Here is a 24,430-nt window from a genome sequence, read left to right on the forward strand (position 1 = left end):
AGGACTTTTACGGACACGAAAAACCAACTCACAGTACGTAATTGATCAATGAGCTACTGTGCCGCAATCGCAAACACGGAAAACTTCCATGTGACATGCTCAACTTGAGTAGCTACTGAATTGCCAGACTCTCGAGTGGTTCCGATCCGAGACCGGCATCGAGCCCCTGTGGTCGATCGACCATCGACCCTGTGCGTTCCAGCAGCGTGCGAGTTATCGTCAGCTTGCACATACCGGTTCGTGCGAAGGAGTTCGCATGACCGTAAACCTGGTGCTCGACAAGTGGTGGCCCGGCAGAATCATCTGCCGGGCCACCGTCGTTCGAGCGCGGATCAGATCCGTTCCGGATCGATGAGCCCGCGTCGCACCGCCTGCACCAAACGGCGCGGCACCCGGTGTACGACCCCGCCGACACTGACCGGCACCAGGTCCGGCGGGGTCACCTTCCACTGCGAGCGACGGCTGCGGGTATTCGACCGCGACATCCTGCGCTTGGGCACCGCCATATCAGCCCTCCCCTCGTGAGGGCCGGGACGGGGCCCGCCTGCCGTATTTGCGCTCGAACTTCTCCACCCTGCCCTGGGTATCCAGCACGCGGTGCGCGCCGGTCCAGAACGGGTGCGAGTCGGAGGTGACGTCCACGACCAGCAGCGGGTAGGTGTTGCCGTCTTCCCACTCGACGGTGCGTGCGCTGGTGGCGGTGGACCTGGTCAGGAACCGCTTTCCGGTATTCGAATCCTCGAACACCACAGGGTGGTAGTCCGGATGTATGCCGATCTTCATTTCGCCTCTCCTCTAGGGCTTTTCGCCTGGCCGTCGATCGGCAGGCCGGTCGGTTCGCAAGGATCGGCATGCCATTCGCCGAAGGGGTCCTCCCACCGCGCGACCCGCTCAGGTGCGCGTTCCACCAGGTGCAGTTCGCCGTCCTCGACCAGCGCCCAGTGCAGGGCCTGCCGGATCTCGGCCGGGTCCGCGTCATGGACCAGGATGACCAGCGAAATATCGCGGTCGCCGAACTGCTCGTCCCAGCGCAGCGCGGCCATGGCCCGGCGCATGGGATCGACCTGTTCCAGCTCGCTCGGACTCATGGCGGCCAGCCACGGTCCCGCGCCGCCGACGCGCAATCCGCCGCCCGCCGATTCCAGCCACACCACCTCGTTCGGTTGGGTGGCCAGCCACATCCGTCCACGTGCGGTTACGACGCCGTCGAAGAGTACGTCGAGTGCTTCGTGCAGGCGGGCCGGATGGAACGGGCGGCTCGCGGCGAATTCGACAAGGGCGACACCGTATTCGGCGCCGAGCGGCGGCTGGCCGCGTAACAGCGGCGCATGGGCGTCGAAGACGCGCCCGCGCCGCGAACTGGCCGGAATACGTGCGAGCAATGCCTCGACATCGGCGGAGTCGAGCAGATCGACATCGTCGATCCAGGCCACCGGCGCTTCGGGCACTAGCCGGGACAGCACCGCGGCGAGTCGCGCCCGATCAATGGGATCGCCGGTACTGCCGTGTGCCACAACGGCATCCGCGAAGTCGACCTGACCGACCGCCACCTGGGCCACGGTCCGGTCGTCGTCGGCGGTCGCCGTTTCGCGCTCGGCGAGGGTGTCCTCGCCGGTGGCATCGGCCAACCAGGTTCGCGCGTCCACACAGGTGAGCACGGCCTCGACTCGCACGTCGCGGCCGGCCGGGCCGTCGACGCGTCCGACCACATCGGTCACGACGATATTCTCGATCGCCTGACATACCGCTTCCGCCTCGAAGGCCGGATCCAGTTCCAGCACAATACGATCCACCGATTCACGGGCGGCGAGCGCGCACAGCAGCGGCAGCAGATCGATGCGCAGGGTGCAGGAGATGCAGCCGTGCGCCAATTCGAGCACGGTCGAGGTCTCCTGCTCGCCGATGCGCACCGTGCGATGCACGATGCCCTCGCCGAGTCCGCTCAGGTCGTGGCGGATGGTGACGGTGCCCGGTGTCTCGCGCAGCGCGGTGGCCAGTCGTGCCACACCCGCCGCGGCCGCGCCGGAGCATCCGGCGAGCACCACGACGGGCGTTCTCCGGTCGGACTGCCTCCCGGGTGGGGGTAGGGCGGGTTCCACGCAGCATCCCTTTCGATAACGATTTTCATTTGCTGTCAGGCAACGGTACATTGTCGAACAGCCGTTGTCGAAAATGATTGTCAAATACTGGAAGGAGTCCGCATGTCGGCCCACTGCCAGGTCACCGGGCGCAAGCCGGGATTCGGCAAGTCCGTATCGCACTCGCACAAACGGACGAGCCGGCGCTGGAATCCCAATATCCAGCGCAAGACCTATAACCTGCCCAGCGAGGACCGGCGCATCACGCTGAGCGTCTCCGCCAAGGGCATCAAGACCATCGACCGGGACGGGATCGAGGCCGTGGCGGCCCGGATCCGAGCCCGCGGCGACAAGATCTGACGGGAGTACCATGGCCTCGAAATCGACCGAGATCCGGCCGATCATCAAGTTGAAATCCACTGCGGGAACGGGATATACGTACGTCACGCGAAAGAACCGGCGCAACGATCCGGACCGCATGGTGTTGCGCAAGTACGATCCAGTGGTGCGCAGCCACGTCGAGTTCCGCGAGGAGCGCTGATGGCCAAGAAGTCGAAGGTCGCCCGCAATGAACAGCGCAAAGAGATCGTCGCCCGCCATGCGGCGCGCCGCGCTGAGCTCAAGGAACTGATCCGCAAGCCGACCACCTCCGAGGAAGCCCGCGCAGCGGCACAGTCGGCGCTACAGCGGCTGCCCCGCGATGCCAGTCCGGTACGATTGCGCAATCGGGACGCCGCGGACGGACGACCGCGCGGTCATCTCCGGAAGTTCGGACTCTCCCGCGTACGTGTACGCGAGATGGCCCATCGGGGTGAACTCCCCGGTGTGCACAAATCGAGCTGGTAGACAACCACTGATCTCGAGAAGGATACCCGTCACATGGCAGTCAAGCGAGCACCCTCGAAGAAGGTTCGCGCCGAGCAGGCCCGTCGCCCGAAGAAGAACCCGCTGATCGCGGCGGGCGTCGAGACGGTCGATTACAAGGACATCAACCTGCTGCGCACCTTCATCTCCGACCGCGGCAAGATCCGCAGCCGCCGGGTCACCGGGCTCACCCCGCAGCAGCAACGCCAAGTCGCCGTCGCGGTGAAGAACGCCCGCGAGATGGCACTTCTGCCGTTCACCAGCCGGTAGACACCGACGTGGAAGGGCCCCGAAGCTGAATCAGCCTCGGGGCCCTTCGTCGTCAGCACGTCACGGGATGGTGAGCACCTGTCCGGGGTTGATGGCATCCGGATTGTCGATGGCGCTGGCGTCGGCGATCTCCTGGTAGCGGTTGCCGTCGCCGTAGAAGCGCTCGGCGATCGCCCACAGGGTGTCGCCCGGCTCGACCGTGTAGGTCTGGGCGGCCGGCGGCGGGGGCGCAACCTCTTCAGCGGCGGGCGCGGCGGCCTGCTCGGCAACCGGCTCGGGCTCCGGCTCCGGCTCCGGGGCAGGCAACGGGTTGTCGGTCTGGGTGTCCGACGCCCACAGCGCACTGCCGTCCGTGCCGTACAGCACCACATTGCGGTCGGCCTGCACGGTCAGCCGGTCCGCTTCCCGGCCATCGGTTTCGGTGGCCCAGGCGGCGCCCTCACCCTTGTAGAGCACGAAGTTGCCGTCCTCCTGCAGGACGGCCCGCTCGACACCTTGATCGTGAGTCAGGGTGGACCACACGACATTTCCATCCGGTTCCGACAGCACCAGATTGCCATCGGGCTGCAGGGTCAGGGTGTACGCATCGCCGACCAGAGTCTGGCCGAGCCCGAGTTCTTCACCTACGCGCAGCGTGTCGCCCACGTTCTTCCTTTCGAAGGTTTACTGTGCCAAGCATTCCGACTCGATGCGTGCCGGTGGGCGCGCATCGGCCCCCGAATGTACTGTGCGGGCGAGCGGCGCGGAGGTATTACGCGCATGCTTAGCCGAATGTTCACTGTGTGGGCTTCATCGCTCTATCATCTTGTCGCACAAACTGACACAATCGTTCTCCTGGTTTGCTGGCCCGGTTCGTCTCGATGCTTCGACGCGTGGATTAGGGTGGTCGGTATGTATCGGATGTCGCGAGTTCGGCCCGCCGCAGTCGCCGTCGCATTGTTCGTCGGCCTCGCCGTCACCGCATGCGGTGGCTCCGATAACGGTGGGGCACAAGGGAAGACAACGACCACGAGTGCGGCGAAGAGTACGCCGACCGAAGGTACACCCGCCGACGCGGGCCGGATGTTCGTCGCCGATCCGACGATCGTTGGCGCGCATCCGATTCCGTTCACATCCTGGTCACGGGTGGCCGATGATCGGATCGCGGTCAACTTCGAGACCGGATCGCCGGAGTGCTACGGCGTGGATGCCGGGGTGACCGAGACCGATTCGACGGTCACCGTGGAACTGCGCTCCGGTACGCGCGCCGATGCCGTCGGCCGAATGTGCACCATGATCGCGGTTTTCGGTACCCTCGAGGTGCCGCTGAAGGCTCCACTCGGCAGCCGACAGGTCCTCAGCGCGGTCTAGACCGGGTTCGGCGACTGCGTCCGCGAGGGCGGCGAATTCGAGGTAGGTTGCGGGTTTGGCTGGGCCCCAGGTCTTTTGCGCCATGACGCGCAACGGCATCGTGATCGATGCGGCTATCCGGGCCGGAGTTTGTGCGGTCGGGTCGTCGCACTATACGTATGAACCGGAGCCGAGATTGCTCGCATTCTGGTCCGGAGTCAGGCGGGTGCCATCCACGAAAAGTGTTGGGTCCCAGAGCTCGTAGGCCAGTGGCGCGGGAATATTGCCGATGGCGGCCGGTCCGCCGGTCACATAATAGGTGGGTGTGAAGGCCGCATTCTTCACTTGATGGCCGACGGCGATGAGATCCGGTGCGGTGCGTGCATTTCCGAAGAACGGCAGGGGCAGCTGCGGGATGCCCGCGCGGCTCCAGAAGTCGATGACGATATCGCGGTCGGGCGTAATGGTTCCTTCGCCGGTGTGCACTCCGTCGTTCCAGATGCGCGGACGTTTGCCGTGTGTGCGCGCACGATCTCGGCGCCCCAGTTGATCAGGCCGAGGTAGACATCGACCGGTTGGGCCTGCGGGCCGTAGGTGGCGCGGGCGTATTCGCCCAGTTGCGGGTATTCGTCCATGGAAACGACGTGGGTGCCCTGCAGTAGGAACTCGTCTGCGCCGAGATGCCAATAGCGGCCGGGGAATTGGGGCAGGAACTCCTCCAGGATGTCACGCATCAAGTCGTAGCTTTGCGGGTTCGAGATATCGATGGCGGAGTCCGAGACGACTCCGGCCGCGCTACGCAGCTTCAGCTCAGGATGCGCCGCGAGGATTCCGTTCATATGGCCGGGGAAATCCACCTCCGGCACGATCTCGACCTGATAGCGCGCCGCGTATTCGATCAGATCCCGGATGTCTTACTTCGAATAGTGTTCCGGCGCAATGATTTCCGGATTACGTACGCTCTCGAGTCGAAATCCGAAGGTGTCCGAGAAGCGCAGGTGCAGCAGGTCGAGTTTGAGCTGGGCCATGCGCCGGATCTGATCGCGCAGCATATCGACCGGCATGAATTCGCGGCCGACGTCGAGCATGAGTGAGCGTTCGGGGTAGTCGGGCCAATCCGTCACGGTGCCGCCGGGAATCGCGGTGTTCCTGCGCAGCATCTGCAGTGCGGACCTGGTGGCGTAGAAGGTTCCGGCCGTGTCCGAGCCCTGGAGATCGAGGGTGTCGCCGACCACTATCCGGTACGACTCCGCAGTGTTCGGCGCGCCGTCGACCGGACCGTTCCGCAGCACGATATCACCCGGACCGCCGGACGAACCCGACTGTGCCACAACACCATTGCCGCTAACAGCGCGTAGGCTGTCCGCAAGATCGACTGCGGCCTCGCGCAGCCTGTCTCCGGCATACACCACTCGCGCATGTGCGCCGAGTACGAACCCGGTACCGCCGGGAGTCCAGCTCTTCACCGACGGAACCGTCAGCGGTGCGGCCTGTTCGGCACGCGCCTGGGGCTGCGCGACGAGCGCCAGGGCCGCCATGGCCACCACACCGGATGCCACGCACGAGTCGCCATACCGGTCACTCTACGAAAACCGTCCAGCTCTGCCCGGCAGTTGACTTATGACACGCAAAAAGGGCGGGAGCCGGTGGCTCCCGCCCTCTTCAGGGATAACTCAGTGCGCGAAGTGGCGAGATCCCGTCAGGTAGAGGGTGACTCCCGCTTCCCGGGCCAGGTCGATGGTGTCCTGGTCGCGGACCGAGCCGCCGGGCTGCACGATGGCCCGGATACCGGCCTGGATGAGCTGCTGCGGGCCGTCGGAGAACGGGAAGAACGCATCCGATGCGGCGACCGAACCCTTGGCGCGGTCACCGGCGCGCTGCACCGCGAGACCGACCGCATCGACCCGGTTGACCTGGCCCATGCCGACGCCCACCGAGGCGCCGTCGTGGGCGAGCAGGATCGCATTGGACTTCACGGCACGGCAGGCGCGCCAAGCGAACTCGAGATCGGCAAGGGTTTCCGCATCGGCCGCATCACCCGCCACCAGGGTCCAGTTCTGCGGGTTGTCGCCCGGGGCGTCGAGGATGTCGCGGCTCTGCAGCAGTGCGCCGCCGCTGATCGGGCGCAGTTCCGCACCGGCGCGCCGCGGCGGCTCGGCGACCAAGATGCGCACATTCTTCTTGCGCTGCAACACCTCGACGGCACCGTCGGCATACGACGGCGCGACGATCACCTCGGTGAAGATATCGGCGACTTGTTCGGCCATCTCCACGGTGATCTCACCGTTGGCCGCGATCACACCGCCGTAGGCGCTCACCGGATCGCATGCGTGAGCCTTGCGGTGCGCCTCGGCGAGATCCGCACCGATCGCGATGCCACAGGGGTTGGCGTGCTTGATGATCGCTACCGCCGGCGCCGAATGGTCGTAGGCGGCGCGCCAGGCGGCGTCGGCATCGGTGTAGTTGTTGTACGACATTTCCTTGCCGTGCAACTGCTTTGCTTGCGCGAGGCCACGGCTGCCGTCGTTCTGGGTGTACAGCGCGGCGGCCTGATGCGGGTTCTCGCCGTAGCGCAGCACCGAGGCGCGCTCCCAGGATCCGCCGATCCAGCTCGGGAACTGCTGTGCGGCAGCCTCATTCGACTCGCTAGCCGGGGCGAGCACGCTGGTCATCCAGCTCGCGACCGCGACGTCATAGCTTGCGGTGTGCTGGAAAGCCTTGGCCGCCAAAGCGGTCCGCTCGGGCAGTGTGAAGCCGCCCGCCTGCACCGCGGCGAGTACGTCGTCGTAGTCGCCGCTGTCGACGACCACAGCGACCGACGGATGGTTCTTGGCGGCCGCACGCACCATGGACGGACCGCCGATATCGATCTGCTCGACGCATTCGTCATTGCTCGCACCGCTGGCCACGGTCTGGGTGAACGGGTACAGATTCACCACCACGAGCTGGAAGGCCTCGACGCCGAGCTCGACCAACTGGTCGACGTGTTCGGCCTTGCGGGTATCGGCGAGGATGCCCGCGTGCACCCGCGGGTGCAGGGTCTTGACCCGGCCGTCCAGGGTCTCCGGGAATCCGGTCAGATCCTCGACCTTGGTCACCGGGATGCCCGCGTCGGCGATCTTGCCCGCCGTCGATCCGGTCGAAACCAGTTCGATACCGGCGGCGTTCAGTCCGGTCGCGAGCTCGATCAGCCCCGTCTTGTCGTAGACGCTGATCAGCGCCCTGTGAATCCCCTTACGCTCACTCACCGAAGTACCCGCTCATCTGGAATTACTGCCTTTCGTCCGTCGGAGACAATGCCTCTGGTGGCGACGGCAGCGACAACCTCCGCCAGCAACCGTCGCTCGACAACCTTGATGCGCTCGTGCAGCGTGGCCTCGTCGTCATCGTCGAGCACCGGCACCGCCTCCTGGGCCAGGATCGGTCCGGTATCGATGCCGGAATCGACCAGGTGCACGGTCGAACCGGTGACCTTCACGCCGTAGGCGAGTGCGTCGCGGACCCCGTGCGCGCCCGGGAATGCGGGCAGCAGCGCGGGGTGAGTATTGATGATCCGGCCGCCGTAGCGAGCCAGGAAGACCGGGCCGAGGATCTTCATGAATCCGGCCGAGACCACCAGATCGGGTTCGTACGCGGCGACCGCATCGGTCAGCGCGACATCCCAGGCGGCGCGATCGGGGAAATCCCGCACGGCCATCCGGAAGGCCGGAATCCCCGCGGCGGCCGCGTGTTCGGTGGCCTGGCAGACGCGGTCCACGCCGACGGCGACGACGGTCGCCGGATACTCCGGAGCGGCGGCGGCCTCGATGAGGGCGCGCAGCAGGGAACCGGTGCCAGAGGCCAGCACGACGACGGTTGCCGGGGTCGCGGATGGCACCCACGGGGCATTCGAGGACGGCTGGGGGTCGGCAGCCGGCGGAGTGGGCAAGCTCAGCGGTCTACTCCTGCATGTCGGTCGAAAGGGCGGAGGCGGTATTACACCGCCAAGTAGAGCCTAACGACCGTCCACCCGGTCACTTTCCGGCAGGTCCGCCTCGACCACTTCGGCATCGACGATGTCGGGGAAGGTATTGCTGCCCGCGGCGCCCGAGGTGGCGATGGCGGGCTGCTCGTCGACCAGTTCGCCGTCGAGTTCCACGTCGAAGTCGGGACCGGCGTAGTCCTCGTATTCGTCGTCGTATTCGTCGTAGTGCTCGTCCTCGTAATGATCGTCGTAGTGATCGCGGTCTTCGTAGTAGTCGTCTTCGTAGTAGTCGTCGTCGTAATCCGTGTACTCGTCGTCGTACCCGGTCACCGGCGCGCCGATGGGAACGACGACCCAGCGCGCGAACACCAGACCCACATATCCGGTTACGGCCAACCAGCCGAAGGCCACCACCGCGAAGATCGGCAGGTCGAGCCCGAACTGTCCGAACGTTCCGAGGTCGCCGCCCGCCACCACGCCGAGCAGTACCAATGTCACGGTCGCCACCCCTGCTGAGGTCAGCGTCGCCCAGGGCGCGGCCGCGCGGTCGTGGGAGGTCCGTCCGATATCGAGCCCGCCGAGCACACCCACCGCGGCCGGAAGCAACAGCAGCACCGGCCACCAGCCTTCGGCGGGTCCGGTCGGCACCGCCGCCATGAGCGGAACGGCCGGAATCGGTCCGCCGACAACGGAAAACACACCGATCGAGGCATCCCCGAACTGCGCGCCGGAGCCGACGAGGACTCCGACCGTCGCGATCACCACATTCGGCAGATATGCCAGCGAGAGCAGGATCAGCCCGAGCACACCCGCCGCATTGCCCGCGGTGTGAAAGGTGTCACCAATGCGCGACCAGTGCGCGAGGAAGGACACGACGACGACCGCGGTGGCGCAGGTCAGCAGGCGTAGGACTGTTCGCCCCGCGCCGAATGCGCCCGCGATCGCCCAGTCCGGCAACCGCAGCAGGGTGAACAGCCGACGCCGACTGCGGCTCGCGATGCCACCGACCGCGGCGATCAGATGCACGGCGCCGACCCAGCCGAAGGCGGCCAGCGTATTCGGCGGCTGCAATGCCACGACACCGGAGGCGTCCTCGGCTACCGCCAGACAGACGGCAGTGACCAGCAGCGGTCCGGACAGCGCCGCACCGACGATCCAGCCGAGATCCGCGCGCGAACTGTCCGGCTCGACCGCGCGGGCGCAATCGCGACCGGTCGCCCAGACCAGCAGACCGGTCGGCAGCAGCGGTAGGAGTTCGAGTGAGGTTTTGCCGATCACCAGCGGAACCTGATGTGCCGCAAGCCAACCCGCGGCGATCGCACCCGAGGTGCCGGCCAGGTTACTGCCCGAGGACAGTAGGGCGGCCAGCATGAGGACGACGACGGCGACGAGTGCGTAGGTGGTCGGTCGGGCCGCGACCAGGAGCAGCACGCGGGCGCGCTCGGGGGTCAGCGATAGAAATCCGGCCTCGTCGAAAACGTCCGCGGATGTGCGCGGCGTCGATCGGTCGCTCCGCGCCGAACGTTCCGGCGCGCCGCGGGACTCGGCGGTCCGGCGAACAAGAGAGGATCTCGAGGAGCTCATGGAAATTCAGCGTGGCAGCTCCCCCGGCGCGAGCGGGTCAGGCGCGCCGACCCGTTCTGTGGCGCGCCGGGAGAGCCGACGAACTACTTGTTCTCGTCCGGACGGAATGCGTGGGTGGCGTCCGAGGACGGGTCCGAACCGGATTCACCGCCGAACGGCTGGTTCTGCTGCCCCTGCTGTCCCTGCTGGCCCTGACCGAAACCCGGTGTGCCGTACTGCTGTCCGGACTGCGGGGTCCCGAAGTGCTGGGTGGCACTCTCATCCGGGCGCGGCTGCGCGGCGGGCGACGAACCGTAGGGCGAACCCTGCTGCGCCGCACCGTATCCGGGCTGCTGACCATAGGCGGGCGGCTGCTGGCCGTAGGACGGCTGCTGGCCCTGACCGTAGGTCGGCTGGCTCGGCTGACTCTGACCGTAGGGCTGCTGCGACTGGTACTGCGGCGCGCCTTGGCCGTACTGCCCCGGCTGGCTCTGGCCGAACTGACCCGGCTGCCCCTGACCGTACTGGCTCGGCTGCCCGAAGGCCGAGGGCTGCCCCTGTCCGAACGCACCCTGTTGGCCGTAACCGCCGGAGCCGAAACCGCTCGGCGGGGCCTGCGGGGTGGCGGGCTTGGGTGCGGGTGCGGTCAGGATGCCGGATTCGAAGAGCACGGCCACGACGGCGACGGCCGTCTGCACGAGCGCGAGGAATAGCAGCACGTACGCGCCCCACTTCAGCTCGACGTTCAGATTGTCGGGCGTGGTGAAGGACAGGAACAGCGTGCCGAGGAAACCGGCGGCCGATGCCGCGGCCGCGGCGCCGATCCAATTCTGCTTGGGCAGCAACGAAAGTCCGGCGAGCAGGCCGCCGAGCAGCAGGATGGCCAGTAGTCCCGCCGCGCCGAAGTACTGGAAGAGGCTGAGCGTGTCATTATCCTCGACCGTGACACCTCGCACTTCCCGCGGCTTCTGACCGAAGAACGGGAGGAAGCCGAGCAGGAAGTTGATTACACCGAGCGCGGCGACGCCGACCACCAAGAAGTACGGCAGGCCCTTCGCGGTGGACTCGGTGCCGGTACCAGCCGATTGGCCGGAGCTGGAAGGTGCGGGTGGCGTCGCGGGTGCGTTGTACCCGGAGCCCCCGGTCGGGTATGACATGGTGGTCGTCTCCTAGGTCGAGTCGTACGTCGTCTGAACGGCTGGATCTCTACCTGACGCTACTGCACTCGCTTGCCCGGGTCACCCTTAACCAACTGGCCGGGCGACCGAAAAACAGCGTATACGCTGGTCCTTTGTGGATCTGCGCCGACCGATAACAATTCTGCGCTACCACCTCCGATGGGAACGCACTTCTCCAGTGCGCCCCAAGTGACTAGCGGGGCACGACATACCAGGCGCCGTAGCTGCCGACGCAGTCGAAGTCCTGCCATTCGCCGGTCCGGATGCCCTCGTTGCCGCGAGCGAGGCACTGGTGTTCGTATTCGAAAGGGCCGAGGTTGCCCGGCTGGGCCTGGCCCGATCCGGTGCCGAACGGGCCCGCGACGGCGGGGGCGATGCCGCCGATGAAGCCGGCGACGGTGCGGGCGGCGATGGACGCGATGCGGGCGGGGCGGATGCGATTGATGGTCATTGTCTGCGCCTTGTCTCTGGTCGGTTCCTTTGGCGATGACCAGAGTCCAGCGCGGCCGTCTCAGCGCGATTTCATCCGCATTTCACGAGGTAGTGCCCAATTTTTCGAGTCTTTTGAGGTAGCGCTGCCACCCGAAGCCACTGGCCAGGTAGGCGGACCGGGTGCGCTCGGCCAACTCGCCGTCCGGGTCGCCTCGGCCGCGCCGCAGCGCGACTTCGATCGCGCGGGCCGCGAGTGCCGGGACACCGCTGGGAGCCGCCGCGTCGTGCTCCGCGAGCAGTCCTGCGGCCTCCTCGAATTGGCCCTTGGCGATGAGAACGTCGGCGAGTTCGAGCCGGGCCAGACCGGCCTCCTCTTCGTGGGCCAGGGCAGAGCGGCAATAGGATTCGGCCGCGTCGAGTTGTCCGGCGGCCAACGCGACCGCGGCACGGGTGAGGTCGTTGAGCGGCAGGATCTGTCGATCGTCGAGCCGGCGGGCGTAGCGGTCGGATTCTTCGACCATCGCCAATGCGTCCTCGGTGCGGCCCAGATCGAGCAGTGCCTTGGCCTGATTGCTCAGGCCGCGAGACAGGCTGTGCTCATCGTCATTGGCGCGGTCGACCTCGGTGGAGCGCTGGTAGGCGGCGAGAGCGCCTGCCGCGTCACCCGAATACAACAGCGCGGTGCCGAGTGCGTCGGCGAAGGATGAGGACTGCGTGACGCGCACCGCCAGCCGCTCCCCCTCGCACAGGCGCTGCACCGCCTCCGGGAGTCTGGCGCGTTCGATATCGACGATGCCCTGGTAGTAGCGCACGGTCTGGGCGAGTTCGATGTCGTCCAGCGGCGCGGCGAGTTCGCTTGCTCTGGCCAATTGTGCTGTGGCGGAATCGAAGTCGCCGGTCATCAGGGTGTGGAAGCCGTAATGGCTCAGCGCCTGCGCCAATTCGGCCTGCGAAGTGCCGGCGGGCGGTGACTCGATCAGTGCGCCGTAGTGGCGTCGCGCCTCGCGGAACCAGGCCCTGGCCAGCCAGGGGACGTGCATTGCGATGGCGAGTCGTAAACCCGCGGCGGCTCTCGGTGTTCCGGGTGCGTTTTCGAGTGCGGCGAGAATATTCGGCCATTCGGCGAAGACCGCGGCCACGGATTCTGCCGTTGCGAAATCGTCGGGCTCGCCGATGTCGCGCACCAGATCGAGACACCAGTCTACGTGCCGGGTACTCAGCGGATCGGTCTCGTTGGTTTGCGCCAGTTGTGCGAATACGTAGTCGCGGACCGTCTCCAAGAGCACGAATCGTCTTGTCGCACCGTAGTTCTGGACCGTCACCAAGCTTCGGTTCACCAGGTCCGCGAGCGCGGCGCGATATCGCCGCCTTCAAGATCCGCTGCGGGCGTGACAGCTTCGGCCGCTTCCAGCGTGCACCCGCCCGCGAATACCCCGAGCCTGCGCAGGACCGCCCGCTCCCGCTCGGCCAGCAGTTCATAACTCCAGTCCAGGGCCACCCGCAGACTCGTATGCCGCCCTGCCCCGGCATCGCGCGCGCCCCGCCGACCAACAGCCGCACCCGATCATCGATGCGCTGCGCGAGTTGCGAAATCGTGAGCGTCCGAGTGAGGCCTGCGGCCAACTCGATTCCCAGTGGCAGCCAATCCACCGCCGCACAGATCCTGACGAGTTCCGCACGTTCATCGACGGTGACCAAACCGTGTAATCCGGCACGTTCGGTGAACAGTGCGACGCCATCGCCACGTTCCAGCGGGCCAAGCGGATAGACCGACTCGCCTGCCACTCCCAGCGCTCGCTGCGAAGTGATCAAGATGCCGGAACCGGCTGCGGTAGTGGCTAATTCAGCTACCGACTCGATCAGATGCTCGGCATTGTCGAGGATCAACAAGACTTGCTGTGCGTTATCGCGGGTGCGGGCCGAATTCGCCGATGCCGCGAGCGCGCACTGCGCACTCGAGTCGCCGCGCGCATGCGACGAATCCAGCGCACCGTCTCGGCGCGGGCCGCGACAGTCGCCAATCGTCGAGCCGGTCCCCCTCGGCCGCCGCATACGGAACACTGCGCAGATCGGCCAGCGCGGCGCCACGCCACAACCCCAGCGCCTCTCGCGCGGCCGCCGCGACAACGGCATGGTCACCAGCCCGACGCGCGGCATATAGCCGCTGCGCCGCCGCCTCCGCGGTCACCAGATCCGATGCCCTCGAGCTCGCGTGATATCCGGCAGGCGTCCGTCCTATGACCTCCGCATGCGCCCCGAGCGCCGCCCGCGGCCGCGAAACCACCACCCGCAACCGCTGCACCGGCCGTTCGACGTCGGCCCCCCACAAATCCTCGGCCAGCCGCCCATCCGGAACCGGCACGCCGTTCGCCAACGCCAACCGCGCCAGCACGGCCCGCTCCAACGGCCGATCGATGCCGACACTCTCCTCGCCCGCCCACAACTGCACTGGGCCCAGCACCAGCACGTCCACGCCTCACAGCATGGCAGCGCCGCTTTGTCCGCGCACACCCGGTCGCCCGAGCACTGCTCGATTGCTGTATAGGCCCTGAGATCCCAACGGCGATAAGCATTCCAAAACGGACACAGGTCTGTTTCAGGGCGGTGTCGTGGTGGGTCGGGCGTGCCAAGCTGTCAGGCGATGCTCACCTACACCCAAGCCGTTGTGATCGGCGCACTGCAAGGCATAACCGAACTGTTCCCGATTTCCAGCCTGGGTCATTCCGTTTTGGTGCCCGCGTGGCTGGGTGGGTCCTGGAGCGATCTGGTCACCCAGGGCGATTCTGATTCCGGCACACCGTATCTCGCCTTCGTGGTCGGACTGCATGTGGCGACTGCGATCGCGCTGCTGGTGTTCTATTGGCGCGACTGGGTCGAGATCGTGGCCGGCTTCCTGACCACACTGCGCACCCGCCGGATCGAAACCTCGACACAGCGCCTGGCGTGGCTGGTGGTCCTGGCGACCGTGCCGGTCGGCGTTCTCGGGTTGCTGCTGGAACATCCGTTGCGCACGTTGTTCGCGAAACCCCTTGCGGCGGGCCTGTTTCTGACGTTGAACGGAGTCGTGCTGGTCACCGGTGAGGTGATGCGTCGCCGCAGCCAGCCGACGCTGTCCGACTACGGCCGCCGCTTCGCCGAGTCCGAGGCACGGGCCAAGGCCATCGAAGAGGGATATTTCGTCGCTACGGCGGAGGAGCCGACCGGCCTCGGCGATCTGTCGGCCAAGGACGCGTTGATCATCGGTGTCTCGCAGGCAGGCGCACTGTTCGCGGGCATCAGCCGCTCCGGCATGACAATGGTCGGCGGCCTGCTGCGCGGTTTGGACCACGAGGACGCAGCGAAATTCGCCTTCCTGCTTGCCACTCCGGTCATTCTGGCGGCGGGCGTGCTGAAGCTGCCGACGCTGGCCGGTCCGCAGGGCGACGGAATCCTCGGCCAGGTACTGGTCGGATCGATCGTCGCGGGCGCCGCGGCGTATCTGGCGGTCCGCTTCCTGGAGCGCTACTTCAAATCGAATTCGCTGCTGCCGTTCGCGGTGTACAGCCTCGTCTTCGGAATCGCTTCGGTAGTCCATTTCTTCTGATACAACGCCGAAGGCCGCCACCCCAATCGGGGTGGCGGCCTTCGTTCGATCAGCGAATCAGGCGGTGACGCTTGCCTTCTCCAGGATCTCCCGCGCCAGCGCGGCGGTCTCGGACGGCGTCTTGCCGACCTTCACACCGGCGGCCTCGAGCGCGTCCTTCTTCGCCTGGGCGGTACCGGCCGAACCGGACACGATGGCGCCCGCGTGGCCCATGGTCTTGCCCTCGGGAGCGGTGAAGCCCGCGACGTAGCCGACGACCGGCTTGGTGACATTGGCCTTGATGTAGGCCGCGGCCCGCTCCTCGGCGTCGCCGCCGATCTCACCGATCATCACGATCAGCTTGGTCTCGGGATCCTTCTCGAACGCCTCGATGGCGTCGATGTGGGTGGTGCCGATGACCGGGTCGCCGCCGATGCCGATGGCGGTGGAGAAGCCGAAGTCACGCAGCTCGTACATCATCTGGTAGGTCAGGGTGCCGGACTTCGACACCAGACCGACCGGGCCCTTGCCGGTGATGTTGGCCGGGGTGATGCCGACCAGCGACTCGCCGGGGGTGATGATGCCGGGGCAGTTCGGGCCGATGATCCGGGTCTTGTTGCCCTTCTCCACGTTGTAGGCCCACGCGTACGCGGTGTCCTGCACCGGAATGCCCTCGGTGATGACCACGAGCAGCGGGATCTCCGCGTCGATGGCCTCAATGATGGCGTCCTTGGCGAACTTCGGCGGCACGAAGGCGATGGAGACGTCGGCGCCGGTCTCCTTGATCGCCTCGGCGACGCTGCCGAACACCGGCAGCTCGACCGCGTTGCCGTCCTTGTCGGTGTGCGCGACGGTGGTGCCCGCCTTGCGCGCGTTGACGCCGCCCACGACCCGGGTGCCGGCCTTGAGCATCAGCGCGGTGTGCTTGGTGCCCTCACCGCCGGTGATGCCCTGGACGATGACCTTGGAATCCTTGTTGAGGAAGATAGACATTTCCGGTTTCCTTACTTGGCCGCTGCCAGTTCGGCGGCCTTGTCGGCGCCTTCGTCCATTGTCTGCGCAAGTGTGATCAGCGGATGCGCGGCGTCGACGAGAATCTTGCGACCCTCGTCCACCTTGTTGCCGTCGAGACGGACGACCAGCGGCTTATTCGCCTCGGCACCGAGGATTTCCAGCGCCTTCACGATGCCGTTCGCGACCGCGTCACAGGCGGTGATGCCACCGAAAACATTGACGAACACGCTCTTGACCTGGGCATCACCCAGGATGACATCGAGGCCGGCGGCCATGACCTCGGCCGAGGCGCCACCACCGATGTCGAGGAAGTTGGCGGGCTTGACGCCGCCGTGGTTCTCGCCCGCGTAGGCGACCACGTCGAGGGTGGACATGACCAGACCCGCACCGTTGCCGATGATGCCGACCTCACCGTCGAGCTTGACGTAGTTGAGGTCGTTCTCCTTGGCCTTGAGCTCCAGCGGATCGGTCGCATCCTTGTCCGCGAAGGCCTCATGGTCCGCGTGGCGGAATTCGGCGTTCTCGTCCAGGGTGACCTTGCCGTCGAGCGCGAGGATCTCGTTGTCGGGGGTACGCACCAGCGGGTTGACCTCCACCAGGGTGGCGTCCTCGCCGATGAACACCTCCCAGAGCTTCTGGATGGTCACGGCCGCGGCGTCGAGCACGTCGGCGGGCAGGTGGCCCTGCTCGGCGATCGAGCGGGCGAACGCGAGGTCGACACCCTTGACGGCGTCGACGGGCACCTTGGCGAGGCGCTCGGGCTTGGTCGCGGCGACCTCTTCGATCTCCATACCGCCTTCGACCGAGCACATGGCCAGGTAGGTGCGGTTGGAGCGGTCCAGGAGGAAGGAGATGTAGTACTCCTCCGCGATGTCCTTGGCTTCGGCGACAAGGATCTTCTTGGTGATGTGGCCCTTGATATCCAGGCCGATGATGTTCTGCGCGTGCGTGAGCGCGTCGTCCGGAGTGGCGGCGAACTTGACGCCACCCGCCTTGCCGCGGCCACCGGCCTTCACCTGGGCCTTGATCATCACCGGCTTGCCGATTTCCGCCGCGATGGCGCGGGCGTCCTCGGCCGTGTCCGTGACGCGGCCCTCGGACGAAGGCACTCCGTGCTTAACGAAGAGCTCCTTCGCCTGATATTCGAAGAGATCCATGTACTCACCGTCTCGTCTGCGTTGTGATGACAACGTCTTTGTTGGCGGCCCGACGTCGGAAGCGGGTCGGGTCGGACTTTAACCAGTCACATGGAGGGCCAAACGGCCACGTTCATCCTAAGTGGCGCAGGTCACGGGGTGCTGCCCAGGGCGGGAAAACGCCTGGCCAAGGCTACTCGCCAGTAGGTTGCTGACGGCGCGGCAGGTAGAGCCGCCGAACTGGTTGACCGACGGCCTTCTACTACGGTCCGTCGTCGCTCTGCCTCACCCGCGTGCCCCGATCGCAGTGAGATATTCCGGTGCGTTACCGTGATCAATCTCACATGTTTGGATTGATCGCACGTAGCGCTTGCGGACCTCGCAATCGTTTCGTTACCGTCATTGCGGTCGATGTCACAACACGGTCACGACTAGGAGGACGGCAAGCTTGACGCAGCACAGCACTCCGCAGACGGAGAGCCGTTCCTTAATGCCTCTGACCAGGCAGTTCGACACCGTGATCTCTCGCTATACGATGTGGCACCACCGATGAACCATCGCTCGACCTTCGCAACCGAAAATCGCGCTCGCTCCGGACATCGTTACCGGTCCGATGACGAGGGATTCGGTGGACATTCCAGTGCTGCGATAGATCCCTTCGGGACTTCGTCGCGGCGTGCCGGTGGGCATCGATATGCGACCGGCGGACACGAGGACAGCTCGTTGAGTGCGAACGATTCTTGGGCACAATCCGATTCCGCTTGGGGACAGTCGCAGGCCGACTCGTCGCCACAAGTTGATTCGTGGGAACAGTCGCAGGCTTGGACGCAGGGCGATTCCTGGGCCGATGGCGGTGCGTGGGCGTCCGAAGATTCCTGGACTCCCGAGGGCAACGAGACCTGGCACGCCGACTCCGAGGCGTCATGGACGCCGGAGGCGGACGGGTCCTGGGACGCCGACGAGTCCTGGGATGGCGAATCGTGGGATGGCAGCGACTCTTCCTGGGAGTCCGAGGATCCGGAAGGGCCGGCCCGGCCCACTGTGATCCCGGGCCGCCGGGCGAACCGCGGTAATGGTGGCGCGCATCGGATGCCCGCGCCCCCGGCCTCGCTCAAGGGCCGCGCCGCGGTCGTCGCCGTCGCCGCGGGCGCGGTGGTCGCCGCCGGACAGGCCGCCTTCGCCTCGCCCGAACAGCCTTCGCAGGCCGTCGATTACGAGGCCGCCGGACAGATTCACGAAATCGCGGCGCAGTCGGTCAGCGTGGCCGATCCGAATACTTCGCCGGATTCGCCTCAGGTGCTCAATGTTTCGGCGCCGACCAATCTCGGTCAGTTCGGCGACATGCTGCAAAAGGGGCAGAAGTTCGCCGACGATCTGGCGGCGCAGGAGGCCTCGAAACTCCGCCCGCTGTTCACCAAATTCGCGGCAGGCAATTTCACCTCCGGATTCGGCGCCCGCTGGGGCGTACAGCATCTCGGCGTCGATATCGCGGGCCCGATCGGCACGCCGATCTACGCCGTCGCCGACGCCACCGTGATCGAAGCAGGTCCGGCATCCGGATTCGGTATGTGGGTGCGACTGCTGCACGATGACGGCACCGTCACCATCTACGGTCACATCGACACCGCGACGGTGTCGCAGGGTCAGCGCGTGCTGGCCGGTGATCAGATCGCCACCATCGGCAACCGTGGTTTCTCCACCGGCCCGCACTGCCATTTCGAGGTCTGGTTGAACGGTGTCGACAAGGTCGATCCGCTGCCGTGGTTGGCGACGCGCGGTATCAGCTTGGGCCCGCAGCGCGACTGATTGATTTCCGGGCAAGGGACCCTTCGGAGTCGGTGTATCTCCGCGCGCTTGGACCCGAATTCAAAGCGCAGCAATAGGATTCATCGAACGACTGGTTGCGGTACCGCTATCGATTCGTTACCGTCGATGGACCCGTTCCCCTTCCGTAGTTGTGACCGGAGGATAGATATCTCCATGCGCGTTGCGAACACCTCGAGCGCCGTCCACGACACTCGAAGACCAGGAACTTTCGAACCTTCCTCGTATTCAGGACAATTCGGGCGCGCCAGTGGTGTGATGCGGTTACCGCGATGACGCGAGAGTGGCTATCGGGCTCCGATGAGCGAGGGGTGCCGGTTCAGCATTGCATAGCTAATTCTCGGCAATCTTCGGGGCGGTCGAACGGCGTCGATTCCTGGCAGCTGAATGATCAATGGTCGCAAGCGGATTCACCGTTCAGCAGTGGTATTCAGAGCTCCAGCGAAGGACGTAATTACGCCGCGTGGCAAGACCACGCGTGGCAGAGCTACGGGGGCGGCCAGTATCACGGCGGGCAGGGCTACAGCACAGGCCAGAATCAGGGCGCTGGCCAGATCAACGACGCAAACCACGATTACGGCGACATCCCGCTTTACAGCGCGGGCAACGGAAGCTGGCACGGGTTCCCCGCTGGCCGCGATGAAAGCCTGGACTGGAATGGCGGCGCCCTCCAGGATCACGGCGCAAGCCAGAGCGACGGCACAAGGCCGAGCGACGACGCAGGCCAGAACTACAACGCAAACCACGATTACGGCGACATCCCGCTCTACAGCACGAGCGATGGCAGCTGGCACGGGTTCGGCGACGGCCGCGATCAAGGTCTGGACTGGTACGGCCGCGCGACCGAGGACCCCGGCAAAATCCAGAGCGACCGCTCGCGCCAGGATCACGGCGCAAGCCAGAGCGACGGCACAAGCCAACACCACAGCGCACGCCAGGATCACGGCGCAAGCCTCGGCCACAGCACGAGCCTGGGCGGCGACAGTCTGCTTTACAGTGCGGGCAATGCCGACTGGCGCGGGTTCGATGGCGGCCTCGATGAGGGCGTGGACTGGGATGGGATCGCGCTTCGGGATCGCGATGTCGCTCGGCGCGACGACGCTTTGCGGAATCGCGGTGGGGTTCGGGGTGGTAGCGATTTCGGGGGCGGCGCTCGAGATGTCGAGGGGCGGGCGGGGACGAGTGCCCCTGCCGATTCGGCCGGGCAGCGGAAGCGGCGGGGTGGTGCGCATAGGGTGCCTGCGCCGCCGCGGGCGTTGAAGGGGCGGGCTGCGGTTATTGCGGTAGCGGCGGGGGCGATTGTTGCTGCGGGGCAGAATTTGGCTGCGGGTAGTGAGAAGTCGCCGCAGACAGCCGAATTGCAGGCTGTCGGGCAGCAGCAGGCGCTGGAGCCCGTGAGCGGTGAGCTGCCGACGACACCGGAGTTGCTCGACACGGCCACACCGACGAGCCTCGGACAGTTCTCCGATGTGCTGGAGAACGGCGATATGTTCGCGCAGGACTTGGAGGCGCAGGTGGAGGCGACGCTGCGGCCACTGTTCATGAAATTCGCCTCGGGCTCCTTCACCTCCGGATACGGCGAGCGCTGGGGCGTGCTGCATCCCGGTGTCGACGTCGCCGCCCCCATCGGCACACCGATCTACGCGGTCGAGGACGGCACTGTCATCGACGCCGGTCCGGCAGCGGGTTTCGGCATGTGGGTACGGATGCGCGGCGACGACGGCACCGTCACGGTGTACGGCCACATCAACACCGCGCTGGTCTCGGTAGGCCAGCACGTCCTCGCGGGCGACGAGATCGCCACCGTCGGCAACCGCGGCGAATCCACCGGCCCGCACTGCCACTTCGAGGTCTGGCTCAACGGCACCGACCGCATCGACCCGCTCCCCTGGCTCGCCACCCGGGGCATCAGCCTCGGCCAGGAACGCGACTGACCCCTCACTAACGGCCCCGAGCCCTCAGCCGGGGTCTACGGCGCGGCAGCGATTGCCAGTCCGATCAAACCCACGACCTTGACTACCTCCAACCCGATATACCAATAGTGAGCGTGCGAGCGTGGCACCTCCGCGCCCGCGAGCACGCGGTCCGAGCGGCGGGTCAGCAGTGGCCGGACCGCGAGAAGTTGGATTGCGAAGATCGCGGCGGCGATGCCGAGCCAGATCCGAACGGCACCGCTGGGTGCGACGACCAGGGTCGCCACGATCAACAGGGCGGCGAGGACGGTCTCCACGATATTCAGCGCCCGGAATACCAGCCGTCCGATGCCGAGGCCGAGTGGCACGGTGATGCCCGGCGCCCGGAACTTCAGCGGCGCTTCCAGGAACGAGATGGCCAGCACCATGCCGAGCCACAGCATCGGAAGCAACCACAGCAGGTATTGCGCGACGGTTTCCATGTCGCGCACGCTACCGACAGCATCGTCGATGGATCAGGGGCCAAGGCCCCTATCAGAGCTTGACCAGGGTGCGGCTGTATTGCGGGATGAGGCGGATCTTGCCTGCGGTGCCGAAGTCGATGGTGACGGTCGCCAAGGGGCCGAAGCCGTCGGCGGCTACCACGCGGCCGAGGCCGTACTTGTCATCGCTGACTCGATCGCCAACCGCCAGTACGAGATTGGCATTGTTGCGGCTTGCACCGCCGGGTGCGGGGCGGCGTGGGGCGCGGTCGCTGACGCCCGGGCGCGGCTGATTCCAGCCGTCGCGGGTCCAGTCGTGTTCCAGGCCGTCGTCGTCGCCGCGGCGGCGGATGCCGCGGGTGAGTGGCGAACCCTTCGGCTCCAATCGCTTCCAGTCGACGAGGTGGGCCGGAATCTCTTGCAGGAATCGGGATTCCGGATTCGAGACCGGCTGCCCCCAGCCGGAGCGCACCACCGCGCGGGTGACATAGAGCCGTTGCCGCGCCCGGGTGATGCCGACGTAGGCGAGGCGACGTTCCTCGGCCAGTTCGGTCGGATCGCCGAGTGCGCGCATATGCGGGAACTGCCCGTCCTCCCAGCCGGTCACGAAGACCACCGGGAATTCCAGTCCCTTGGCGGTGTGCAGCGTCATCATGGTGACCACGCCGGTGCCCTCCTCGGGCAGCTGATCGCTATCGGCCACCAGCGACACGCGTTCCAGGAAGGCGGCGAGCGAGCCTGGGTCGGGTTCGCCCTCGGCCACCTCCGGCACCAGTCCCTCTTCCCGGGCGGCCACGGCATTGTTGTATGCCTCGGAGCTGAATTCCCGCGCGACGCTCACCAATTCGTTGAGGTTGTCGAGCCGGGCACCGTCCTGGGGATCGTCGGAGCCCTCCAACTCGGCCCGGTAGCCGGTGCGATCGAGAACCGCCTCGACCATATTGCCGAGGTCGGGGAAGTCCTGATCCGCCTGCGCACCGGCCGCCCGCACCTCTTCGAGCAGGTCGAGGAATCCGGCGATCGCGCGCTGCGCCCGCGTATTCAGCAGTGCCACTTTGCCATCGGCCGCATCGCGCAGTGCCTCGGCGAAACCGATGCCGCGCTGTTCGGCATGTACCGCCACGCAGGCCTCGGCCCGGTCGCCGATGCCGCGGCGCGGGGTGTTGAGGATGCGGCGCAGGCTCACCGTGTCCTCCGGATTGTCGAGCACGCGCAGATACGCGACGATATCGCGCACCTCCTTGCGCTCGTAGAAGCGCACGCCGCCGACCACCTTGTACGGCAGTCCCATGCGAATGAAGATTTCTTCCAGCGCGCGGGAGTTGTTGTTGGTGCGGTAGAAGACCGCGACATCGCTGTAGTTGGCATCGCCCGCGTCCACCAGCCGGTCGATCTCGCGCGCCACGAACGAGGCCTCGTCGTGCTCGTTGTCGGCGACGTAGCCGGTGATCAGATCGCCCTCACCGGAATCGGTCCACAGCCGCTTGTCCCGGCGCTTCTCATTGCGCGAAATCACCGCGTTCGCCGCGGACAGAATGTTCTGGGTGGAGCGGTAGTTCTGTTCCAGCAGAATGGTTTCCGCATCCGGGAAGTCGCGTTCGAATTCCTCGATATTGCGGATGGTCGCGCCGCGGAAGGCGTAGATGGACTGGTCCGCGTCACCGACGACGCACAGTTCGCTCGGCTCGACCGCGTCTTCGGCCTGCGCTTGCGCGTGATGCCCGACCAACTCGCGAACCAGGATGTATTGGGCGTGGTTGGTGTCCTGGTACTCGTCGACCAGCACATGCCGGAACCGGCGACGGTAGTACTCGGCGACCTGCGGATGGTTCTGCAGCAGCGCCACCGTTTCGCCGATCAGATCGTCGAAGTCGAGTGCGTTCGCCGAACGCAACCGGCGCTGATATTCGGTGTACACGCGGGCGACGAGCCGGGGCAGTTCGGTTTCGTCGGTTTCGGCATCGGCGGTGGCCTGCTCCGGCCCGATGAGCTCGTTCTTCAAATTCGAGATGGCGGTGGCCAGCAACCGCGCCGAATATTTCTTGACGTCGATATCGAAGTCGCGGCTGATCATGGTGAGCAACCGCCGGGAATCGTCGGCGTCGTAGATGGAGAAATTGGAATTCAGGCCGGGCAGCAGCGCGGCCTGCATGCGCAGGATGCGAACGCAGCTGGAGTGGAAGGTCGAGACCCACATGTTGTTCGCGCGCGGGCCGACCAGCCCGCTCACTCGCTCGCGCATTTCGGCGGCGGCCTTATTGGTGAAGGTGATGGCCAGAACCTGACCAGGGGTTACGCCCCGAGCAGCCAGCAAGTAGGCGATCCGCCGGGTGAGCACGGCGGTCTTGCCCGAACCCGCGCCCGCGACGATCAGCAGCGGCGCACCGGTGTGCACGACCGCGGCGCGCTGCTGCGGGTTGAGACCGTCGAGCAGCCGCTCGGCCTCCTCCGCGCGACGTTGCTCACGTTCGGCGCGACGCTTTTCTTGTTCGACACGGTGCTTGTCGTCCACGACACGCCGCGACGCATCATCGACGGCCGGATGCGGGACCCCCGCAGCGGTTGGCACGGCAGACTCGCCCATCTCCTCGGTGCGAGCAGCGTCGACCTGCGGTTTCTGGGCTGAATCCTGGTGCCGAGTCCGCCCGGCCTGCGTCTTGGGAGCCACCGTGATGTCCATCGCCCATCCACGCTACCGGCGGGCACCGACAGAGATGAAGTCCCGGTCGACATCGGTGTCCGTTCAGCGAACGGCAGGTGAACCGCCCCGGGTCGACACGGGCGTCGCAACGTGCAAGCCTTACTCGGGAGATTCACAAAA

Annotated in this window: 25 protein-coding genes and 1 pseudogene; 8 read left to right on the forward strand and 18 right to left on the reverse strand. The window is 66.2% G+C overall.

Annotated features, from left to right (window positions below; translation table 11 throughout):
* Positions 1-332: 332 nt before the first annotated feature.
* The 3 genes from rpmF to mrf are packed head-to-tail and all read right to left on the reverse strand — an operon-like array spanning position 333 to position 2,099.
* A complete protein-coding gene (gene rpmF / locus ACFYOW_RS30075; protein WP_387293445.1) occupies positions 333-506 on the reverse strand; it encodes a 50S ribosomal protein L32 in 174 nt (57 codons plus the stop codon).
* Between the two features lies 1 nt (position 507).
* Positions 508-783, reverse strand: a complete 276-nt coding sequence (locus ACFYOW_RS30080; RefSeq protein WP_387293446.1) for a type B 50S ribosomal protein L31 — start codon at positions 781-783, stop codon at positions 508-510.
* The gene (mrf, locus tag ACFYOW_RS30085; protein WP_387293447.1) at positions 780-2,099 is read right to left on the reverse strand and encodes a ribosome hibernation factor-recruiting GTPase MRF; all 1,320 of its coding nucleotides are present in this window, start codon (positions 2,097-2,099) and stop codon (positions 780-782) included. Before mrf ends, ACFYOW_RS30080 begins: the two co-directional genes overlap by 4 nt.
* Positions 2,100-2,201: 102 nt before the next feature.
* Here mrf and rpmB point away from each other — a divergent pair, with 102 nt between their 5' ends.
* From rpmB to rpsR, 4 genes are read left to right on the forward strand one after another with little or no spacing between them, the layout of a single operon-like run.
* On the forward strand, positions 2,202-2,438 hold the full coding sequence (gene rpmB / locus ACFYOW_RS30090; RefSeq protein ID WP_387293448.1) for a 50S ribosomal protein L28: 237 nt from the start codon (positions 2,202-2,204) through the stop codon (positions 2,436-2,438).
* 10 nt (positions 2,439-2,448) lie between these two features.
* The gene (gene rpmG, locus ACFYOW_RS30095) at positions 2,449-2,619 is read left to right on the forward strand and encodes a 50S ribosomal protein L33 (protein ID WP_387293449.1); all 171 of its coding nucleotides are present in this window, start codon (positions 2,449-2,451) and stop codon (positions 2,617-2,619) included.
* On the forward strand, positions 2,619-2,924 hold the full coding sequence (gene rpsN, locus ACFYOW_RS30100) for a 30S ribosomal protein S14 (RefSeq protein ID WP_387293450.1): 306 nt from the start codon (positions 2,619-2,621) through the stop codon (positions 2,922-2,924). Before rpmG ends, rpsN begins: the two co-directional genes overlap by 1 nt.
* A 33-nt stretch (positions 2,925-2,957) precedes the next feature.
* The gene (gene rpsR / locus ACFYOW_RS30105) at positions 2,958-3,212 is read left to right on the forward strand and encodes a 30S ribosomal protein S18 (protein ID WP_355176510.1); all 255 of its coding nucleotides are present in this window, start codon (positions 2,958-2,960) and stop codon (positions 3,210-3,212) included.
* Positions 3,213-3,272: 60 nt separating this feature from the next.
* Here the strand turns inward: rpsR and ACFYOW_RS30110 are convergent, their stop codons facing one another.
* Entirely contained in the window at positions 3,273-3,857 is a 585-nt protein-coding gene (locus tag ACFYOW_RS30110) for a LysM peptidoglycan-binding domain-containing protein (protein ID WP_387293451.1), read from the reverse strand.
* 246 nt (positions 3,858-4,103) lie between these two features.
* On the opposite strand from ACFYOW_RS30110, the gene ACFYOW_RS30115 reads away from it, so the two are divergent.
* Positions 4,104-4,562 carry a hypothetical protein gene (locus ACFYOW_RS30115; protein ID WP_387293452.1) on the forward strand — a complete coding sequence of 153 codons (459 nt, stop codon included), beginning with the start codon at positions 4,104-4,106 and terminating at the stop codon, positions 4,560-4,562.
* A 150-nt stretch (positions 4,563-4,712) separates the two neighbouring features.
* Here the strand turns inward: ACFYOW_RS30115 and ACFYOW_RS30120 are convergent, their stop codons facing one another.
* From ACFYOW_RS30120 to ACFYOW_RS30165, 10 genes and pseudogenes are all read right to left on the reverse strand, one after another.
* Positions 4,713-4,886: a hypothetical protein gene (locus ACFYOW_RS30120; RefSeq protein ID WP_387293453.1), complete on the reverse strand. Its 174-nt coding sequence runs from the start codon at positions 4,884-4,886 to the stop codon at positions 4,713-4,715.
* Positions 4,883-6,079 (reverse strand): annotated as a pseudogene (locus ACFYOW_RS30125) (family 20 glycosylhydrolase). The gene ACFYOW_RS30120 and the pseudogene ACFYOW_RS30125 overlap by 4 nt, the downstream one beginning before the upstream one ends.
* A 135-nt stretch (positions 6,080-6,214) precedes the next feature.
* A complete protein-coding gene (purH, locus tag ACFYOW_RS30130) occupies positions 6,215-7,789 on the reverse strand; it encodes a bifunctional phosphoribosylaminoimidazolecarboxamide formyltransferase/IMP cyclohydrolase (protein ID WP_387293454.1) in 1,575 nt (524 codons plus the stop codon).
* Complete coding sequence (gene purN, locus ACFYOW_RS30135) at positions 7,786-8,418, reverse strand: phosphoribosylglycinamide formyltransferase (RefSeq protein WP_387293533.1); 633 nt, start codon at positions 8,416-8,418, stop codon at positions 7,786-7,788. The genes purH and purN overlap by 4 nt, the downstream gene beginning before the upstream one ends.
* A 117-nt stretch (positions 8,419-8,535) precedes the next feature.
* On the reverse strand, positions 8,536-10,089 hold the full coding sequence (locus ACFYOW_RS30140; RefSeq protein WP_387293455.1) for a DUF6350 family protein: 1,554 nt from the start codon (positions 10,087-10,089) through the stop codon (positions 8,536-8,538).
* 83 nt (positions 10,090-10,172) lie between these two features.
* Complete coding sequence (locus ACFYOW_RS30145; RefSeq protein ID WP_387293456.1) at positions 10,173-11,225, reverse strand: DUF5336 domain-containing protein; 1,053 nt, start codon at positions 11,223-11,225, stop codon at positions 10,173-10,175.
* A gap of 214 nt (positions 11,226-11,439) precedes the next feature.
* Positions 11,440-11,697, reverse strand: coding sequence for a hypothetical protein (locus ACFYOW_RS30150; RefSeq protein WP_387293457.1), 258 nt, complete (start codon positions 11,695-11,697; stop codon positions 11,440-11,442).
* Between the two features lie 82 nt (positions 11,698-11,779).
* Complete coding sequence (locus ACFYOW_RS30155) at positions 11,780-13,000, reverse strand: tetratricopeptide repeat protein (RefSeq protein ID WP_387293458.1); 1,221 nt, start codon at positions 12,998-13,000, stop codon at positions 11,780-11,782.
* 11 nt (positions 13,001-13,011) lie between these two features.
* Complete coding sequence (locus ACFYOW_RS30160) at positions 13,012-13,176, reverse strand: hypothetical protein (RefSeq protein ID WP_387293459.1); 165 nt, start codon at positions 13,174-13,176, stop codon at positions 13,012-13,014.
* Between the two features lie 405 nt (positions 13,177-13,581).
* Positions 13,582-14,151 carry a BTAD domain-containing putative transcriptional regulator gene (locus tag ACFYOW_RS30165; RefSeq protein ID WP_387293460.1) on the reverse strand — a complete coding sequence of 190 codons (570 nt, stop codon included), beginning with the start codon at positions 14,149-14,151 and terminating at the stop codon, positions 13,582-13,584.
* A 168-nt stretch (positions 14,152-14,319) separates the two neighbouring features.
* Here ACFYOW_RS30165 and ACFYOW_RS30170 point away from each other — a divergent pair, with 168 nt between their 5' ends.
* Positions 14,320-15,261 (forward strand): undecaprenyl-diphosphate phosphatase, encoded by a 942-nt coding sequence (locus ACFYOW_RS30170; protein WP_387293534.1) that lies wholly within the window; start codon positions 14,320-14,322, stop codon positions 15,259-15,261.
* Positions 15,262-15,318: 57 nt separating this feature from the next.
* Here ACFYOW_RS30170 and sucD read toward each other — a convergent pair whose 3' ends face one another.
* On the reverse strand, positions 15,319-16,233 hold the full coding sequence (sucD, locus tag ACFYOW_RS30175; RefSeq protein ID WP_387293461.1) for a succinate--CoA ligase subunit alpha: 915 nt from the start codon (positions 16,231-16,233) through the stop codon (positions 15,319-15,321).
* 11 nt (positions 16,234-16,244) lie between these two features.
* Positions 16,245-17,411 carry an ADP-forming succinate--CoA ligase subunit beta gene (sucC, locus tag ACFYOW_RS30180; protein ID WP_387293462.1) on the reverse strand — a complete coding sequence of 389 codons (1,167 nt, stop codon included), beginning with the start codon at positions 17,409-17,411 and terminating at the stop codon, positions 16,245-16,247.
* 702 nt (positions 17,412-18,113) lie between these two features.
* On the opposite strand from sucC, the gene ACFYOW_RS30185 reads away from it, so the two are divergent.
* A complete protein-coding gene (locus ACFYOW_RS30185) occupies positions 18,114-19,196 on the forward strand; it encodes a peptidoglycan DD-metalloendopeptidase family protein (RefSeq protein ID WP_387293463.1) in 1,083 nt (360 codons plus the stop codon).
* Between the two features lie 329 nt (positions 19,197-19,525).
* Positions 19,526-21,148, forward strand: a complete 1,623-nt coding sequence (locus tag ACFYOW_RS30190; RefSeq protein ID WP_387293464.1) for a peptidoglycan DD-metalloendopeptidase family protein — start codon at positions 19,526-19,528, stop codon at positions 21,146-21,148.
* 35 nt (positions 21,149-21,183) lie between these two features.
* Here ACFYOW_RS30190 and ACFYOW_RS30195 read toward each other — a convergent pair whose 3' ends face one another.
* A complete protein-coding gene (locus ACFYOW_RS30195) occupies positions 21,184-21,609 on the reverse strand; it encodes a hypothetical protein (protein WP_387293465.1) in 426 nt (141 codons plus the stop codon).
* A gap of 52 nt (positions 21,610-21,661) precedes the next feature.
* Positions 21,662-24,289, reverse strand: a complete 2,628-nt coding sequence (pcrA, locus tag ACFYOW_RS30200; RefSeq protein WP_387293466.1) for a DNA helicase PcrA — start codon at positions 24,287-24,289, stop codon at positions 21,662-21,664.
* Positions 24,290-24,430: the final 141 nt, after the last annotated feature.

Origin of the sequence: Nocardia sp. NPDC006982 (assembly GCF_042869435.1) — a bacterium.
Classification (GTDB): domain Bacteria; phylum Actinomycetota; class Actinomycetes; order Mycobacteriales; family Mycobacteriaceae; genus Nocardia.